This is a genomic window from Chitinophaga sp. CC14, assembly GCF_048957795.1.
Lineage (GTDB): Bacteria > Bacteroidota > Bacteroidia > Chitinophagales > Chitinophagaceae > Chitinophaga > Chitinophaga ginsengisegetis.
Genome location: NZ_JARBFY010000005.1, coordinates 2,538,712 through 2,555,836, shown reverse-complemented (window position 1 = coordinate 2,555,836; position 17,125 = coordinate 2,538,712). Strand labels below are relative to the sequence as shown.

General features: G+C 47.0%; 12 protein-coding genes. 7 read left to right on the top strand and 5 right to left on the bottom strand.

All coding sequences use genetic code 11. From position 1 onward, the window contains the following. Positions 1 to 117 precede the first annotated feature (117 nt). Both PV783_RS29970 and PV783_RS29965 read left to right on the top strand, forming a co-directional pair. Entirely contained in the window at positions 118 to 1,485 is a 1,368-nt protein-coding gene (locus tag PV783_RS29970) for a TlpA family protein disulfide reductase (protein WP_420990602.1), read from the top strand. Between the two features lie 940 nt (positions 1,486 to 2,425). Next, positions 2,426 to 3,121, top strand: coding sequence for a LytR/AlgR family response regulator transcription factor (locus PV783_RS29965; protein ID WP_079470890.1), 696 nt, complete (start codon positions 2,426 to 2,428; stop codon positions 3,119 to 3,121). Here the strand turns inward: PV783_RS29965 and PV783_RS29960 are convergent. From PV783_RS29960 to PV783_RS29945, 4 genes are all read right to left on the bottom strand, one after another. Beyond that, the gene (locus PV783_RS29960) at positions 3,111 to 3,827 is read right to left on the bottom strand and encodes an AcvB/VirJ family lysyl-phosphatidylglycerol hydrolase (protein WP_420990601.1); all 717 of its coding nucleotides are present in this window, start codon (positions 3,825 to 3,827) and stop codon (positions 3,111 to 3,113) included. The two genes, PV783_RS29965 and PV783_RS29960, sit on opposite strands and share 11 nt — an antisense overlap. A gap of 62 nt (positions 3,828 to 3,889) precedes the next feature. Continuing rightward, the gene (locus tag PV783_RS29955) at positions 3,890 to 6,469 is read right to left on the bottom strand and encodes a phosphatidylglycerol lysyltransferase domain-containing protein (protein WP_363440695.1); all 2,580 of its coding nucleotides are present in this window, start codon (positions 6,467 to 6,469) and stop codon (positions 3,890 to 3,892) included. Positions 6,470 to 6,717: 248 nt separating this feature from the next. Continuing rightward, complete coding sequence (locus tag PV783_RS29950) at positions 6,718 to 7,158, bottom strand: universal stress protein (RefSeq protein ID WP_079470887.1); 441 nt, start codon at positions 7,156 to 7,158, stop codon at positions 6,718 to 6,720. Between the two features lie 40 nt (positions 7,159 to 7,198). Then, positions 7,199 to 7,771 carry a TetR/AcrR family transcriptional regulator gene (locus tag PV783_RS29945; RefSeq protein WP_111577938.1) on the bottom strand — a complete coding sequence of 191 codons (573 nt, stop codon included), beginning with the start codon at positions 7,769 to 7,771 and terminating at the stop codon, positions 7,199 to 7,201. A 667-nt stretch (positions 7,772 to 8,438) separates the two neighbouring features. On the opposite strand from PV783_RS29945, the gene PV783_RS29940 reads away from it, so the two are divergent. From PV783_RS29940 to PV783_RS29920, 5 genes are all read left to right on the top strand, one after another. Next, positions 8,439 to 10,235, top strand: coding sequence for an alpha-L-fucosidase (locus tag PV783_RS29940; RefSeq protein WP_420990600.1), 1,797 nt, complete (start codon positions 8,439 to 8,441; stop codon positions 10,233 to 10,235). Between the two features lie 23 nt (positions 10,236 to 10,258). Beyond that, a complete protein-coding gene (locus PV783_RS29935) occupies positions 10,259 to 12,418 on the top strand; it encodes an alpha-galactosidase (protein WP_420990599.1) in 2,160 nt (719 codons plus the stop codon). A gap of 37 nt (positions 12,419 to 12,455) precedes the next feature. Further along, a complete protein-coding gene (locus PV783_RS29930) occupies positions 12,456 to 13,799 on the top strand; it encodes an alpha-L-fucosidase (protein WP_420990598.1) in 1,344 nt (447 codons plus the stop codon). A gap of 148 nt (positions 13,800 to 13,947) precedes the next feature. After that, positions 13,948 to 15,408, top strand: a complete 1,461-nt coding sequence (locus PV783_RS29925) for a sulfatase (RefSeq protein WP_420990597.1) — start codon at positions 13,948 to 13,950, stop codon at positions 15,406 to 15,408. A gap of 341 nt (positions 15,409 to 15,749) precedes the next feature. After that, entirely contained in the window at positions 15,750 to 16,352 is a 603-nt protein-coding gene (locus PV783_RS29920) for a DNA-binding response regulator (RefSeq protein ID WP_420990596.1), read from the top strand. An 11-nt stretch (positions 16,353 to 16,363) separates the two neighbouring features. Here PV783_RS29920 and PV783_RS29915 read toward each other — a convergent pair whose 3' ends face one another. After that, on the bottom strand, positions 16,364 to 17,029 hold the full coding sequence (locus tag PV783_RS29915; RefSeq protein ID WP_420990595.1) for a siderophore-interacting protein: 666 nt from the start codon (positions 17,027 to 17,029) through the stop codon (positions 16,364 to 16,366). Positions 17,030 to 17,125: the final 96 nt, after the last annotated feature.

The following is a 17,125-nucleotide window of genomic DNA, read 5'->3' as shown; positions in this document are numbered from 1 at the left end:
GCGTAAGGAACGGGTATGTCCGTTAAGATATATATAAAGTTTTCATTTACTATCGTTGTGAATATTATCTCCCTGTGGTTTTTACTACGGGGATTTTCACCATTTTAAAATCTAATTATGAACCGTCCTCCTATGATGAAGCAGCTGCTGCGTATCAGCTGTATTTTTCTGATGCTGGCAGGAACAGCTGCAGCACAATCCGCCACGGTGATTACGGGCAGGGTAGTGGACCGTCCTGTAAGGAAGGTATCATTGTCTTACTGGTATGACCCGGGAATATCTCCGGCAGTTACGCAGGACACCTTATTAAAAACGGATTCTTTTTATTTCCGTGTATCCGTTCCGGTTGAACGGATGATATTTTTTTATGCAGATGCCGGTAATGGATATAATTTTTATGGGATGATCCGTGGGGGAGATAGTTTGCGGATGATAATGCAGGGCGACAGTATCCTGTTTGGCGGCAGTGCCGCGGTGCTGAACAGGGCGGTTTATACGGCTAAGCGGGAGCAGGCCGCAGTGGCGATGCCTGAATTGCCTGATGCGTTACGGCTGGCAACGGCTTACCGGCAGCGGTTACAGGTGGCGGGCAGGGTATTGGCTGTTTACCGCGATAGTATAAATACTGCCACATGGGCGCTGGCGAGAACACATGTGCTGGCGGAAGCGGCATCCGGGTTGGTGAGTACTTTATGGAAAGTGGCTGCTGCGCCGGATAGTACGCTGGAAGAGAGACAGGTGCTTTTTTATAAGGATAACATACTACCTGCATTACCGCAGCTCATTTCTTCGGATACAACGGTAACGTCTATACGTTATTTAAGTTACCTGCTGCATAAAGCAGAGGCAGATTATTTTATTCAGCATCGTTATGAATGTAATAACAGGGCGATTTATGAATGGCTTAAAACGCATTACAGTGGCCGGTTGCGCGACAGGTTACTGGCGCATTCACTGATGCTGGGTTTTGCAGCAGGCAATTCGCCGGAGGAACAGGAGTGGTGTGTACGCGATTACCTGGAAGTGGTGCAGGATGAAGCATGTAAACAGGCCATCGCAAAGCTTTACGGACGATCCAGGAAAGGAATCAGCAAAGGTGTAATGGCGCCGGCTTTTAGTTTCCAGGATACGCAGGGCAACCTGGTGAGCCTGCGGCAATTCAGCGGAAAGGTAGTACTGCTGCATTTTTACAGTGCAACAGATCCGCTGCAGCCTGTGCTTGCAGAAATAAAAAATTGCTTTGATGATAACGTTACGTTTGTGAATATATGCTGCAATGGCAATGCTGTAAAGGGTTTTCCGGGATGGTTATGGCAGCTGGATGAACAACATCGGGATGTGCTTACGCAATACAGTATTAGTAAGTATCCCTCATTTATTATCATTGGAAAGAATGGTAAAGTGTATGCTACGAGGCCTCCGGATCCCGCAGTGGATCACGGTACAGCCCTCACCAACATTATCTATGAAGCATTATTGCAGTGAGTTTTTTTCAGGCTTTTGAGCCAATAAAACCGATGTAAGAACGTTTAGTAAAAGTACGCAGCTAATCCGCATCAGCGCCATTGTTCCGCAGCTAAATTTTCGAAAACCCGTTTAAACCAGATTGTTAATATTTACGTTTAAATATATATATGATAATGCTGGTTTAATAAAGACACAAATCGTATATTCAGTAAATAACCGTTAAGACCCCTCTATGCCACATGCCAAAGCGTTATTTTGACAGACTACAGACCATTGATTACCTCATTAGGATCAAAGGGACCGGTAAGCCCGCTCAGTTAGCCAAGCGGCTTCGTATTTCCGAAAGAACACTCTATGAATTCCTCAAAATGATGAAGGAGTTAGGTGCTCCCATTGAGTACGACCGGTACAAAGAAAGTTACTTCTACTCAGAAAAAGGCGGCTTCAACGTCAGGTTCTCAAAAAACCTGATCGCCGCGAGTACGATGTTTCTTTTATGCTTCCTTATTTGGTAAACATGGTCCGCGCACTGACCAGTTAACCGGCCTCCCTGTTAGCTCTCCCTGCGCCCACGCTGCCCTTTCAGGGCCTTAGATCTGTTGCACAGCTGTGACGCAGCTGTTCCAGGATCTTTTATGTAATCTTCCTTAATGGGTGGACAGGGAAAGTATTGTCTTTCGGGACAGTGGCTTTATCTGTCCACTTTTCTTTTTCCAAAATACTTAACATTCGATTAACTGTTGTCCCCCGGAATAGATCCAATTTTACGACTGAAATTATTGTCAGCTTTGATGAAGATCTTATGTGAACAATAACTTTTTTTTCATAACGCGGTTTAGATTAGATTTTAGATTATACGCGGGTTTCTGTTCAGTCACCTGCCCTACTTGAATCGTCTGCTTCCGTGGCAACTGACTGGAGTAAATTTACGTACCCATATTTGACTTAAATCAGCTCTATGGTACTAAACTGTATTATTTTGGGTAATAACCCGGAGGGATTTGAAGAGCTGGAGGATTTTTTGTCTGCTATCCCCTATGTTTACCTGGTTTGCAGAAGCCGGACGATGGCCGAAGCACGTTTTTGGCTGGAAACGCAAACCATTCATGTACTGATAGCAGGAGATTATGACGATCCGCTTTCCCTTCCAATGACCATTACGGGCGTGTTGCCCGTTTTGATAATGGCGTACAATGATACACCACCCGGTGGATTTGATTTCCTCCCGGCGGCACTTATGCACCTGCCATTTACCGCCGAAGCCTTAAACAATGTGTTCTCTAAAATTTATAAGACTATAGAAATGAACGCAATCACTTACCCCACCAAATATTCAGCGGATTACTTCACGCTGAAAACACAGCACAGCTTTGAAAAAGTATTTTATGAGGATCTGCAATACGTAGAAGTAATGGATGATCATATCATGCTTCACCTCCGCGATCAGAAACTGGTTACCACCGAGAAACTGGACTGGATCATTTCACAGCTGCCAGCCAGCGCTTTTATGCGGGTGCATCACTGGTTTGTGATAGGATTCCGCCATATTACATCACTGGCCGATGATCATGTGATGATCGGAGCAGCCAGGATTGCCCTGACTAAAGAAATGAGAAAGGAACTGGCTAAAAGATATCAGCTGCCTATGGAGTAACACCTGTGCGTAACGCCGCTAGTATCTTACCCGCCACGCCACCGGCATCTTCGTCGTAAGCATGCCCGCCAGGCAGGATCATCTTTTCATACCGGACATTCAACGCTGAAAGGTTGAAGTCTTTTTCTTCTGCCCCAAATACCAGCAGTAATGGTTTATTGATAATTTTATTGATCTCAGCCGGAACACTCATCCCTTTATTACCGGATCTGCCCAGCATATCCGAAAGATGTACTTCGAGATCTGTATAAAGAGACGGCGACAGGAATACCAGGTGTTTTACTTCCCCGGCTATTTCCGGTGGCAGGCTGGTGTAAATAAACGGCAGCACATCAGCGCCCAGCGAATACCCCACCAACACCACTCCGCGGTTACTGCCCCACTGCGCCTGGTAATACGTAATCAGCGAGGTTATATCCTTTGCCGCCTGCTGCGGTGATTTTTTACTCCAGAAATATTTCAGCGCATTCAATGCCACTACGGGGTAATTCTGCTGACGGAACGATTCAATCACGTTCGCAGAAAACTTCTTCATGCCTCCGTCCCCGGTTATATACACGATCAATGGCGCGGTACTGCCTGCGGGAGGCGCTTTGATCACCACCGGCAGGTTATTAACCCCGCTTTGTGCCTTTAACTGAAACGCGGTAAAGAAGAGAAAAAAACTGAGCAGCTTTGCTGCATGAAATAATTTACCTGGTATCATATACTCAACTCAATTAACGCCTCTCTGTAAAACAAAATCCGTTCCGCTATTGTTCGTCGGCCTCAGGGCTGCATTACCTTACTGAGTGCAGAAGGTAATTGTATCAGGTCGAAATCATGTTCGTATACGAGGTATTTATTAGTCCACTCGGTGGCATATTTCTCTTTAAACTCCCGTAAACCCTGGTAATGCCGGAAGAAGCGCAACTTCTCATATGCATACTTCACCATTTTTTCCGCGGTATTTTCCGGCTGGATAATGCCGGACATCGGTACCATGCCCAGGTTCAGGTAATGCAGTTCTTTTTGCTGCGCATCCTGGATCAGTGCAATGATCAGCGCATCCATTACGCCACCCGGTGCATCGGCACGTTTGCGGATCAGGTCATAGGTGCATTCCCCCGGGGCATAGTCAGGGATAATATTGAGGAACGCCGCTACTTTTCCTTCTGCATCAGTTACGGTAATGATGTCCTGGTTACGGATCACATCTTCATCAAATAATCCCTGTGAAAAAGTGAGTTCCTTTACTTCATACTGATGCAGCCATTCATCGCTCACTGCTTTTAAAGCATGCAGCATAGCGGGCGATTGCGGCGCCGCGTGAAAAGCAGTAACATAGCCCTTGTTAGCGAGACTGTTCAAGCCATTACGCAGTGATTTCTTGTCTTTGCCGCTCAGCGTGAAGTCCCGTATATCCATAATCGCTTCCTGTCCGATCAGCATCTTTTTCTTTTTAAGATGACTGAAATAATAGGTACTGTCTTCATCCACCCGGTAGAAAGCAGGCCGCAGGCCCATCTTCCTGCATTGGTGTTCAAATTCTTCCAATACCAGCAGCTTATTATCTTCGCTGCATACCGGTTCTTCCAGTACAATAGCAAAACTGCCTGCCACGCGGTAAGCGATGAAACCTTCGTATTGTTCAGACATAAACAACAGTTTGTCCTGTCCTATTTTGAAGTAATCCATTGGTGAATCGCCATACTGGCTCAGGTAGAACCGCGCTTTCTCCAAACTGGTATTGGTTTGCTGCGTTACATGCAGGTAAGGGCGTATAATGGTATAAAAGAGGAAAGCCCATGCACTTACGCCTAACACCCGGATCGCCGACATAAATTCCTTTCCGAACCGGGTAACGGGTTGCAGGCCGTCGTCTTCCAGCAACATAAAACAATGGAAAGCATGACGGATAGATTGCTGCCAGGTGAAATCGATCCCAAAATGTCTCACATCTAAAAAATAAAAACCGATGGTGCCAAAAATAAGGACGACGAACAGTGTAGCCAATGCCGTTACCACGCCGATATTCACCAGCTGCGGATTACTCTTTACCCGGTATTGCCGCGAAGTGATGAGCAATATTATGCTGGTAACCAGTGCCAGCGAAGCTTCTTCATAATCCAGCGCCTTCCCGATATGACCAAATACCGATAACAGGGAAACCGCCAGCGCCACGATCCAGGCGCTGCGTAAGCCCCGGAATAAAAAGGTGGCGGTTACCAGCAGCACCAGTCCCAGGAATACCACCAGTAAGTTGGTGGCATGGATGGAAGTACCGGGAATATAAGCGCGCAACAGATGCATACGGTTGGCAAGGGGAGGGGTGAGTACAGAAAAAATATTCACCATGCCCAGCAGGAAGATCAGGATAGGAGGCAATAACCGTAATACCAGCTCTCTTCCTTTCAGGGCAAAGGCTATCATCCCTGCAATCAGCGGCAGCCAGAATTCAAACAACCGGAATAATAAAGTGATTTCCAGCGCTTCCAGCGTACTGAATCCATAGTTGCTGAGGATATAGGCCAGCGATAATTCGATGGCGCCCAGTCCGCGGAGAAAAGGGGAAATAATTAGAAAGATGGTAGCTACTATATATCCCACACAAGCCGCTTCCAGCGACGGTGTAACGCCCACTGCCAGCATGCTCAGGTAAAGATGCCCTACGCCGGCCACTTCTATCAGTACAGACGCGAGTACGGTATTCATAAAAGAGGGGACCGACAATTGAAATGTAAATATTTCATCTGCCTGCCGTGCTGCTCCAGGAAAATATTTTACCAGCCACTGATAGGCTTTGCCTTTCAATTGCATGGAACGTACCAGCCATACCACGCCGAGCAGCAGTGCACAGATAGCAATGAGTCCCCACAAAGCATCTTTCATGGTGGCTGCGTGCAACATGGCATAGGCTACTACCGGAATGCCCACCAGGAAAACAGAGAGGATCCCTACAAAGCCATAGATACCGGAAGCCTGGTGGATCTGTTGTTTATGTAAACCGGTGCGGCGTAAGCTTTGTGGCAGATAAGCCAGTGAGCTGATACCGCCTGCCGGGAGGAATACGGATAAAAGATTGCGCTTCAGGAATAGTTCGGTGCTTCTGCCGGTATCCAGTTTTGCGCCCACTGCACGGAAACTGAATACATACATGGCTGCCTGTAATAAAATATAGGCCATCGTTACCACCACTCCCAATACTACCCAGCTTCTGTGTGCTTTTTCAATAGCGGGGATCAGGGAATATAATTCATGACGCTGTGAGCGGAAAAAATAGATGGCCAGTAATATGAATAACACCGCCAACAGCTCTTTCAGGTGGAGCTTACGCAAAAACGCTGCAGTAAAAAATTTCTTTTTCAAAGGTTCGTGGGTTTCGTTAGATCTGTTGTTCGCATTGAACACAAAGGTATACCAACTTTTAAACGAATTCCTGTAGCTGCGGGGAGTTTAAGGGTATTTTAATCTCCCGGCACCAGGTATAATTTTGCGGGAGTGATGTTTTTTCATAGTAATGGTTTAAAAATGAGGAGAAGCGTTTAGTGCATAAAAAAACTCCCGGTAGCACCGGGAGTTTTCCACTGTTGAGTATCAATTGTTGCGTGTTGTGCTTAGTGTTCTTCCTGGTTATAGGGAACAACCAATACGGGTATACGGGAGTGGCGGATGATATATTCCGCATTGCTGCCCAGCAGCATATGATCCAGGCCGGTTCGCCCGTGGGTACCTACCACCAGCATAGTGGCGTTGCTTTCATGCGCCTGTACCAGTGTTTCATTTTTAGGATTCCCGGTGCCTACCACAATGCTGATGTTCTTGTTATCCGGGTAATTTTGTTTGTAGGCTTCCAGTCTTTCCTCCACTTCCCGGATACGTGCCGGAATATCGTCGGTAAATACCGGTCCGCCTTCCGGCAGGCCTATGCCGATGCCTATTTCTACTACGGAGAAAAGGGTAACGGAAGCATTCATTTTATCGGCCAGTTCCAGGCCGGTCCTGATCAGGTTTTCTGAAAAGCTGCTCAGGTCTACTGCGATCATGATGTCTGACATATGCAGAGGTATTAATTTGTGAACATTTATTCATTTATCATTATGCTTTCAGGGCATCCCAGCAAAGGTCGAAAGTACTGTTGATCCGGCTTCTGTTAAGAGTGATGCCACTGTAGTGCGTTTGTTTTACCAGTTCATTCATGGCGCCCAGCATAAAGATGAGCAATAGCCCCGTATCTGTTTGCTTGATAAGTTGTTCTTTCTGCCCTCTTTCCATCAAAGCGTAGAAGGGGGCGGACAGTTGCTGGGCCTTTTCCCTTGTACCGGCAGTGATAAAGGGAGAATGATAACATTGCTCCATAAAAATCACTTCTTCAAAGTGTTGCAGCTTATAGCGCAGGATATTCAGCCAGATATTTTTAAACCCGGGTTTGAAGGGTAATTGCGGGTTGTAACCTTTAAAAGATACCTGTACCGAGTTTTCCCTGCAGGCGGCGAATAAGGCATTGATCAGTTCATCTTTGCCTTTGAAGTAAACGTAGAGAGTCCCTGTGGCAATGCCGGCTTCCCGGGAGATGTCGCCCATTGTAACGCCGGACAAACCTTTTTTAGCCACCAGCTTGAGGGCTGCCTGGAAAATCTGGACTACTTTTTTATCGTCTTTCAGTTTCACCCTACAAAGATAAGCGAATAAATATTCATTTTCAATATCAAAAAAAGCCTCCGCAGTGGAAACCGCAGAGGCGCTGTAGCTAGATGATGATTAAATCAAAAACCCATTGATCGTGAAACCGGTGGGTGATTGTTTAAACGCAACCGGTGTTTACAAAGTGCACCGTCGGCCTGAAAAGGCCAACAGGTAAGATATTTGTTAGTTGTATGCATTTCAGATACTACTGAACATAAAACGGTAAAACAATATTAGCCGGATAGCTGGTGCAGAGCGTTAATTAAACCCAAACAAGAATTGAAATAACGGGGGATGGGTTAAAAAAAGAAACCCCTGCTGATGACATACAGCAGAGGTCTTTAAAACATTCACATGGCACCTGCGGCATTGCGTCAGATGCTGATAACACATTATAGCCTGTTATTAAGCTAAATAAGATGATTGCTGAATTTGGAAAGTTACCATAATGCTTAGTTATTGTAACTTGTCTGGTATCGAAATTAAATATTACTACCCGGAATAATCGTTAATCATTGGTTAATGACGCGATGAGCCCGCCCATTACCTTTGATTGTAGCATTTTCCCTTTCCCTGATACCATTTTCCATGCATTTGCATATGCCACGGGATATGTATATTTTTTACGGGTTGTACTACTAAACTTAGCTATATGTTTCACCGGATTCCAACGTTATTGCTATTCCTATGCCTGCTCACCCCGCTAAAAGGGAATGCCCAGGACATGCCGGATATGTGGAATAAAGGTGCCGTAGCCAATAAGCTCCACCCGGGGCTGAAATGGTTCGGGGAAGCAAAATTCGGATTGTTCATTCACTGGGGACTTTACTCTAAACTCGGCGGCCGCTGGAAAGACAGCAGCTACTACGGCAGTGGCGAATGGATCATGAACCGCGCAAAAGCGCCGGCATCAGAATATGCCAAAGTAGCGCAATCATTCAACCCTACCGGGTTTAATGCAGAAGAATGGGCGGAAACAGCCCGGCAATCCGGGATTAAATATATGGTGATCACCGCCAAACACCACGAAGGCTTCAGCATGTACGATTCCAAAGTAACAGACTTTGATATTGTAGATGCGTCTCCCTATAAAAAAGACCCCATGAAGGCGCTATCCGACGCCTGCCGTGCAAAAGGCATACAATTCGGATTCTATTACTCCCAGTTCCTCGACTGGCACGAACCTGACGGCGGAGGCAATAACTGGGATTTTAAAAATAAAGAGAAAGATTACCAGCAATACTATCGCACCAAATCGATCCCGCAGCTGAAAGAACTATTAACCAATTACGGCCCGCTGGGCCTCGTTTGGTTTGATATGCCCGGCGGGTTAACCTCAGCGCAAACGAAACAAATGATCGATAGTCTCCGGTTACTGCAGCCAGGCTGCTTATTCAGCAGCCGCGTAGGTCATGATCTTGGCGATTACCGCGACTTTGGCGATTCTGAAGTGCCCCCGGTTCCCATCCCCGGCGCCTGGGAATCCATTTATACACATAACGACTCCTGGGGCTATATCCGGCACGACCTGAACTTTAAATCACCTGAGCAAATCATCCGGCTCCTCGGTAATGTGGCCTCCAAAGGAGGAAACCTCATGCTGAATGTTGGTCCCGATGGCAATGGCCAATGGCCCGCCTATTCCATAACATACCTGAAAGCCACCGGTAAATGGCTGCAAACCTACGGCGAAAGCATTTACGGCACTACCTGGGGACTGATCCCGGCACAGCCCTGGGGCGTAACCACCAGTAAGCCCGGAAAGTTATTCCTGCATATCTGGCAAATGCCCGCCAACAGGCAATTACGGGTACCCGGACTCACCGCCAAAATTAAATCGGTGAAAATTATGGGCACTAAAAACCTGCTTGTATGGAAACAGCTGCCGGAAGAAACCATTATCCACCTGCCGGTAACGTTGCCGGATACACGAAGCACCGTGTTGGAAGTGGAATATACGGGGCCGCAAACCGACTTATCACAGCTTCGCACGCAAACCGTGAGCAGCGAATATCCGCAGGCGGAAATCCCCGCTGTATGGGCCGTTTTCAATGGCGCCGCCAAAAGCAAACTCTTTACTTATTCTCATTACTTTGGCGACTGGAAACATGATAACTGCATCACCGGTATGGTAACCCCGGATGATGCCATCGTATTTCCGCTGGAAGTGCAGGACGCAGGCGACTATAAAATTATACTGGATTACGCATGCGAACCAGGCAGCGCCTCGCAACAGGGACTGGTAACCCTCGGCGGACAACAACTGCCTTTCCTCACGCTGGTAACCGGTAGCTACGACAGCCACAAACCCATGAACTTTATTCAACACGCAATAGGCATTATACATATCGATAAGGAAGGAAAACAAAACCTGACAGTGAAACCGGTTTCCGGTAACAAAAATGAACTATGCTGGTTACGGAAAGTAATCCTGCAACCAGTGAAATAATAATTTATCAGAAGAACAAGAACATGAAAAACACACAACTCCTGTTTGGACTGGTTATCAGTCTTTATTCCGGTATAGCGATCGCACAGGTGAAAGCCCCTGCGACCGACTGGCTCATCAGCCACCAGTCGTATACCGCCATGGTAACTGAAAAAGATAAGGAAATTACGCTCAGCAACGGGTTGCTGAGCCGGAGTTTTCGTATAACCCCTAACGTGATATGCACCGACTACCGCAACCTGGTCAGCGGTGAACAGTTGCTGCGCGCCATTAAACCGGAAGCCTGGCTTACTATTAACGGGCACGACTATATGATTGGCGGCGCACAAGGGCAGAAACAACAGGCGTACCTGCTCCCCGCGTGGCTGGACAACCTGAAAGCCGGTTCAACAGATTTTATATACAGCGGCCACCAGGTAACCTCCATCTCTCCCTATTTAAAATGGCAGGCAAACGGCTGGTGCAGCAATCCAAAGCAGCCCACCGGCAAGGAGCTTACCTTTTTCTATGAAGCGCAGGCGCCTGAGCTGAAAGGGATCCATGTTAAAGTACACTACGATATATTTGATGCTATTCCACTCATCTCGAAATGGCTGGAGATCACCAACCAGGGCGGGCAACCCGTAAAGCTGCAACAGGTAGTGAATGAAATACTGGCAACACCGGAAGAAGAATCTGCAGTAGTAGGCGGTGTGAATAAAATGCAGGTGCCGCACGGAATTTATATTGAAAGTAATTATGCTTTCAATAATGCCATGAAGGCAAATCTCAGTGATCAAACCACGCACTGGAAAGCAGATAGCACCTACACCTCCCAGGTAAACTATGATCTGCAAACGCCCTGCCTGCTGGAAGTATACCCGATTGTACCGGTAGGCATTACCTTAGCTGCCGGTGAACATTTTGAATCTATCCGCACCTACGAACTGTTGTTTGATAGTTACGACCGCGAAAGAAATGGATTGGCTAAAAGAAGATTTTACCGCACCATTGCACCCTGGACCACAGAGAATCCCATTTTTATGCACCTGGTAAGTACCGACCCGGTGAAGGTAAAGGCGATTATTGACCAGTGTGCTGCAACCGGCTATGAAGGCGTGATCCTTAGCTTTGGCAGTGGTTTGAATATGGAAGATACCGGTGCTGCCAACATCGCTAAGTTCAAAGCACTGGCGGATTATGCACATAGTAAAAAGATACTGCTGGGCGGTTACTCCCTGTTTTCGAGCAGGCGTATCAGTGAGGAAGATGACGTAATTAACCCGGCTACCGGCAAAACAGGCGGCGCATTTTTTGGCAATGCTCCCTGTATGGGAAGTAAATGGGGCCTGGGTTATCTGCAGAAAATTAAAAGTTTTATCAGCGCTACCGGCTTCGATATTTTTGAAAACGATGGCCCTTATCCGGGAGATGTTTGCGCATCCACCACACACCCCGGTCATACCGGCCTGGAAGATTCCCAGTGGAAGCAAATGCAGCTACAGAAAGGACTTTATCACTGGCTCAATGAAAAAGGCGTGTATGTAAATGCGCCCGACTGGTACTTCATGGATGGTACCAACAAAATAGCATTGGGTTACCGGGAAGTGAACTTTTCCCTGCCGCGCGAAGAACAACTGATCCTAAACAGGCAGAATATTTTTGACGGCACCTGGGAGAAAACCCCTTCCATGGGCTGGGGCTTTGTACCGCTCAGCGAATACCAGGGCGGTGGCGCAGCTGCTACCCTTGAACCGCTGAAAGATCACCTGGACGCGTACGACCAGCTGATGGCACAGTACTACGGCGCCGGCGTTCAGGCGTGCTACCGCGGTCCGCGTTTATACGACACCGATAGTACCAAAAACCTGGTGAAGAATATGATCAGCTGGTATAAAAAATACCGTAACATTCTTAATACTGATATCATTCACCTGCGCAGGGCTGATGGCCGCGACTGGGACGGGATTATGCACGTAAGCGCACAATTGCCGCAAAAGGCCCTGGTGATGCTGTATAATCCAACTCAACAGGCCATTACCCGTGAAGTGGCTTTGCCCTTGTATTACAGCGGGCTCACACAAAGCGTACGTATCCGGGAAAAAGAAGGGCTACTAAAAACGTATACCCTTGACCGTAGTTATAACGCGCATGTTAAAGTAACTATCCCGGCAAATGGTTACACCTGGCTGGTAGCCGAATAACCTTGTATCAAACCAAATTTGTATAATTTATTTAGTTATGAAGAAACTATCGCTTTGTATCCTCACTTTCCTGGTTTTCCTGTCGGCAGTAAATGCACAGGAGAAGAAAATATTCAATGAAACGGATGCACAAAAAGAACAGCGGCTGGCGTGGTGGGTGAACGACCGCTTTGGCATGTTTATTCACTGGGGACTGTATTCCATGCCTTCCCGCCATGAATGGGTAAAGAGCAATGAGCATATCACCGACAGCGCTTATCAGAAATATTTTGATCTCTACAATCCTGATCTGTACAATCCACGTGAATGGGCCCGGCAGGCGAAAGCTGCAGGTATGAAGTATGCGGTGATTACCACTAAGCATCATGAAGGCTTCTGCCTGTTTGATTCCAAATACACCGATTATAAAGCGCCTAACACCGCAGCTAAAAGAGATCTGATCAAAGAATGGGTCGACGCTTTCCGGGCAGAAGGATTGAAAGTAGGCTTTTACTATTCGCTGATCGATTGGCATCATCCGGATTATACCATTGATCGGGTGCATCCGCAGCGCCCTTCCGATCCAAAGGATTATGAGCAGCTGAATAAAGGCCGTGATATGGAAAAATACCGTACTTACCTGAAGAACCAGGTGAAGGAACTGATGACCAATTATGGAAAGATAGATATCCTCTGGACTGACTTCTCTTTTCCCGGTGAACATGGGAAAGATCATAACGACTGGAATTCGCTGGATCTTATTAAAATGATCCGCAAACTGCAACCGGGTATTATCATCAACGACCGCCTGGACCTGGGCGAGTACGAAGATGGTGGTGATTTTGCCACGCCGGAGCAATATAAAGTATCTGAATGGCCTACCCGCAACGGTAAACGTATCCATTGGGAAACCTGTCAGACTTTCTCCGGTTCGTGGGGGTATTACCGTGATGAAACATCCTGGAAAGATAACAAGCAGTTACTGGTGCTGCTGATTGAGTCCGTGAGCAAAGGCGGTAACCTGCTGCTGAATGTAGGGCCAACCTCCCGTGGTACTTTTGATGCCCGCGCACAGGACAGGCTGAAAGGAATGGGCGAGTGGATGCAGGTGAATGGCCGTTCCATTTACGGTTGTACCGAAGCTCCCGCAGAGTTCAAACGTCCGGATAACAGTTTGCTTACTTACAACCCAACTACCAAACGTTTATACGTGCATCTGCTGGATTATCCGTTACAGCGTTTCGAGCTGCCGGGCATGAAAGGCAAAGTGAAATACGCGCAGTTACTGAATGATGGTTCGGAAGTGAAGATGCGTGGCACTGATAAAGGCGACCTGGCGCTGGAACTGCCGGTGCGCAAGCCTGATGTGGAGATTCCGGTGATAGAATTGATTTTGCAGTAAGCGAAGGTTGTCCTGGTTCAGGAAAATCAGCCTAATCCTGAACCAGGACAATTTACCATCGCCGAAGGCGATCTCATAAATTTTTCTAGAAAATCTCAGGAAGATGTATATTTTTATACTCACCATCTTTTATTGTTAAACGTCCCGGATGAAAAAAGCTTTTTTTTGCCTGAGTACATTAATACTGGCGGCTGTATTATTCAGCTTTGCAGCACCGCCGCCGGTAGCAAAAAAGCCGAATATTGTAATCATCTTCATGGATGACATGGGTTATGGTGACCTTGAATGTTATGCCGGTACTCCCTGGCACACACCTAATATCAACCGTATGGCCGCACAGGGCATGCGTTTCACTTATTTTTATGCGGCGCAGGCAGTTTGTTCTGCATCAAGGGCGGGGTTACTCACCGGCTGTTATCCGAACAGGGTAGGCATTAATGGCGCCTTGTTTCCAATGTCTCCTATTGCGCTGGACACGGCCGAACAAACCATTGCATCTGTTTTAAAAGCACAGGGTTATCACACCGGGATGGTAGGCAAGTGGCATTTGGGTAGCAAGGAACCGTGGCTGCCTTTGCAGCATGGATTTGATGAGTACCTGGGGCTGCCTTATTCCAATGATATGTGGCCGGTGCATTATGATGGGAAGCCTTATTCGGATACCTCTACACATCCGCGGAGCAAGTTTCCGCCGCTTCCGCTGATAGAAGGTAACAAGCCACTGAGATATATTAAAACACTGGAAGATCAGTCGCAGCTCACCATGCTTTATACGGAAAGGGCCTGCCGTTTTATAAAGAATAACCGGCAGCAACCGTTTTTCCTGTACCTGGCGCACAGCATGCCGCATGTGCCTATTGCGGTTTCAGAGAAACATAAAGGAAAGAGTAAGGATGGACTTTTTGGAGATGTGATAACAGAAATAGACTGGTCTGTTGGCCAGGTATTAAAAACGCTGGAAGAGAATGGTTTATCTGATAACACCCTGGTGATTTTTACCAGTGATAATGGTCCGTGGTTGTCTTATGGTAATCATGCCGGAAACACTGGTGGCTTGCGGGAAGGGAAAGGTACTTCCTGGGAAGGAGGTACGCGGGTGCCGTGCATTATGCGGTGGCCCGGGAAAATTCCTGCCGGTACTGTTTGCAATAAGATGGCTGCTACTATTGACCTGCTCCCCACTGTGGCCAATTTATGCGGGGCTGCATTGCCGGTCCGCAAAATTGATGGAGTGGATATGAAGTCATTATTATTTAATGAACCGGAAGCAAACCCGCGGGATGAACTGGCCGTATATTACCAGGTGAATAGTTTGGAGGCCATCCGGAAGGGGCCGTGGAAACTGGTACTCCCGCACAAAGGCAGAACGTATAAATTAAATCTGCCGGGATATGATGGTTTCCCCGGGGCACAACCGGAAGTAGATGTGCCTATGGCACTGTATGATATGCGACGCGATCCGGGTGAGACATTAGACGTGCAGAAGCAGTTTCCGGAGGTGGTGAAATCCTTGCAGGAAATAGCAGAAAAGTACCGGTTAGCGCTCGGAGACGACCTCACCGGCGCAAAGGGAACTGAGCGAAGAGCAGCCGGAAAGGTACAAATGTAATATATATGCTAAAGTATAATTTGTTTTAAATGAGAGAAGTGCCGACTTTTAAATAGTTGATTAGTAATTGATTGTATTCCCGTTAATCCTTTAAAAGACTACCAGATACCACGTTATATTTTCGTTTTATTGCTAATATAAAAGGAATTGTATATTAATATTTATTGAAAAACCATATATGTATCCGATTGACTGCTGCATCTAATTGTTTCAAATTTGTTACGGGTATGGGAACCGTGTAATCTTTCCATTTATAATTTATCAACCATACCAGCTTCCGGGAACTTGCAGTTATCAATGGGAGATTTCATATGAATTATATATAACCCAAAAGGAATATTATGAAAAAAGTGCGGCCTATAAGTCCTGGTAGTCTAGGAGGAGCGCGTGTTTTGGAAGTTTCAGGATTGCACAGCGAATCATCAGAAACGTTACAACAATTAGCAAAAGATATCTGCAACCTGGTTTTTATGGATATAGAGATACCCGGATTGACCGCGATAGAAGCCGCCAGCATAGTAAAAGCAGCTTACCCTGATATAAATGTGCTATTGCTTACCCTGAACGAAACGGAACAGGGATTAACGCAGGTGCCGGCAACAACCGAGGCGTTTAAAATGGATCATGTACCGCCGGTCTCCCTGACTGAGTTTATTTCTCAGATTTATGAGACGGCCCTGCAGTCGAATTTAGTGGCGGTTAACAAAGTACTGGCCTTTTTCCGTAAAGAGAAACAGGTTTATCAGGATCCCTATGGATTGTCGCCGCGGGAGAAGGAAATTTTACGTTGCCTGGTAGATGGCGACACTTACAAGCAGATAGCCGAAGGGTGTCATATCAGTGTGGGAACAGTTCGTTCCCATATCATGAATATTTATCGCAAGCTTGATGTAAATTCCCGCTCCAACGCTATTGTAAAGGCAATGAAAGAACACCTGGTCTGATGCCATATGCTTTAGCCCCAGAAACCCTGCGCCTTTACTTGCTTGCCTTGCTGACGTAACGATTTACGCACCTGTACCACCATCTGCTGGTTACCTGCCACATAATAAGTTGTATCTGCCACCGGGAAATCATAATGGTACAACCATTCATGCAGATCGGTGAAATAATGTCCGTTATTGGAAAGCGGTTGCACCTGCATTTGTAATAACTGCTTCGTAGCCGGATCTTCCAATTGCAGGAAACAATGAAATTGCTGTTGGGCGGTTTTACGCAGATACAAAGAATGGAAGTGCCCTGCGGCGCTGGCATCGCCTATGCATACCAGGTGTTGTGCGCCGGAGGGCTGATGCAGGCCACCACCGGGCCCTGCATAATACACTTCATCACCCGGCTGAAGCCCCAGCGCCCAGGAGCTGCCCGCCCCTTCATGTCCGCAATCCACTATCAATGTGGCGGTTTGTGCAATGGTATTCCAGGATGCAACGGTATAGTCGCGGTAAGTATATGGAGCCACCTCACATTTGAGGTGCTGGGTGCTGCGTTCGGGCAATGCCTGCGGCAGCTGCAGCTCTATCTTCAATAAAAAATTTCCTATGCGCGCTACGCTTAGTACGTGCGCAGTTTTCCCTATGCGCGACATCAGTAAACTGGTCGCCCTGTCTTTAATTGAAGGCATTTATTAAATGTATTTGATGATGATAATGCGCCGGCTTGCGGCGGGGTAAGCTTGCAGAACAAAGAGGCTGATATTTCCCGGGGCCAGTGGAAAACC

What these genes read in the sequence shown, in the direction of transcription:
- PV783_RS29970 (WP_420990602.1), top strand. Translation starts at nt 118, where the DNA reads ATGAACCGTCCTCCTATGATGAAGCAGCTGCTGCGTATCAGCTGTATT.
- PV783_RS29965 (WP_079470890.1), top strand. Translation starts at nt 2,426, where the DNA reads ATGGTACTAAACTGTATTATTTTGGGTAATAACCCGGAGGGATTTGAA.
- PV783_RS29960 (WP_420990601.1), bottom strand. Translation starts at nt 3,827, where the DNA reads ATGATACCAGGTAAATTATTTCATGCAGCAAAGCTGCTCAGTTTTTTT.
- PV783_RS29950 (WP_079470887.1), bottom strand. Translation starts at nt 7,158, where the DNA reads ATGTCAGACATCATGATCGCAGTAGACCTGAGCAGCTTTTCAGAAAAC.
- PV783_RS29940 (WP_420990600.1), top strand. Translation starts at nt 8,439, where the DNA reads ATGTTTCACCGGATTCCAACGTTATTGCTATTCCTATGCCTGCTCACC.
- PV783_RS29935 (WP_420990599.1), top strand. Translation starts at nt 10,259, where the DNA reads ATGAAAAACACACAACTCCTGTTTGGACTGGTTATCAGTCTTTATTCC.
- PV783_RS29930 (WP_420990598.1), top strand. Translation starts at nt 12,456, where the DNA reads ATGAAGAAACTATCGCTTTGTATCCTCACTTTCCTGGTTTTCCTGTCG.
- PV783_RS29925 (WP_420990597.1), top strand. Translation starts at nt 13,948, where the DNA reads ATGAAAAAAGCTTTTTTTTGCCTGAGTACATTAATACTGGCGGCTGTA.
- PV783_RS29920 (WP_420990596.1), top strand. Translation starts at nt 15,750, where the DNA reads ATGAAAAAAGTGCGGCCTATAAGTCCTGGTAGTCTAGGAGGAGCGCGT.
- PV783_RS29915 (WP_420990595.1), bottom strand. Translation starts at nt 17,029, where the DNA reads ATGCCTTCAATTAAAGACAGGGCGACCAGTTTACTGATGTCGCGCATA.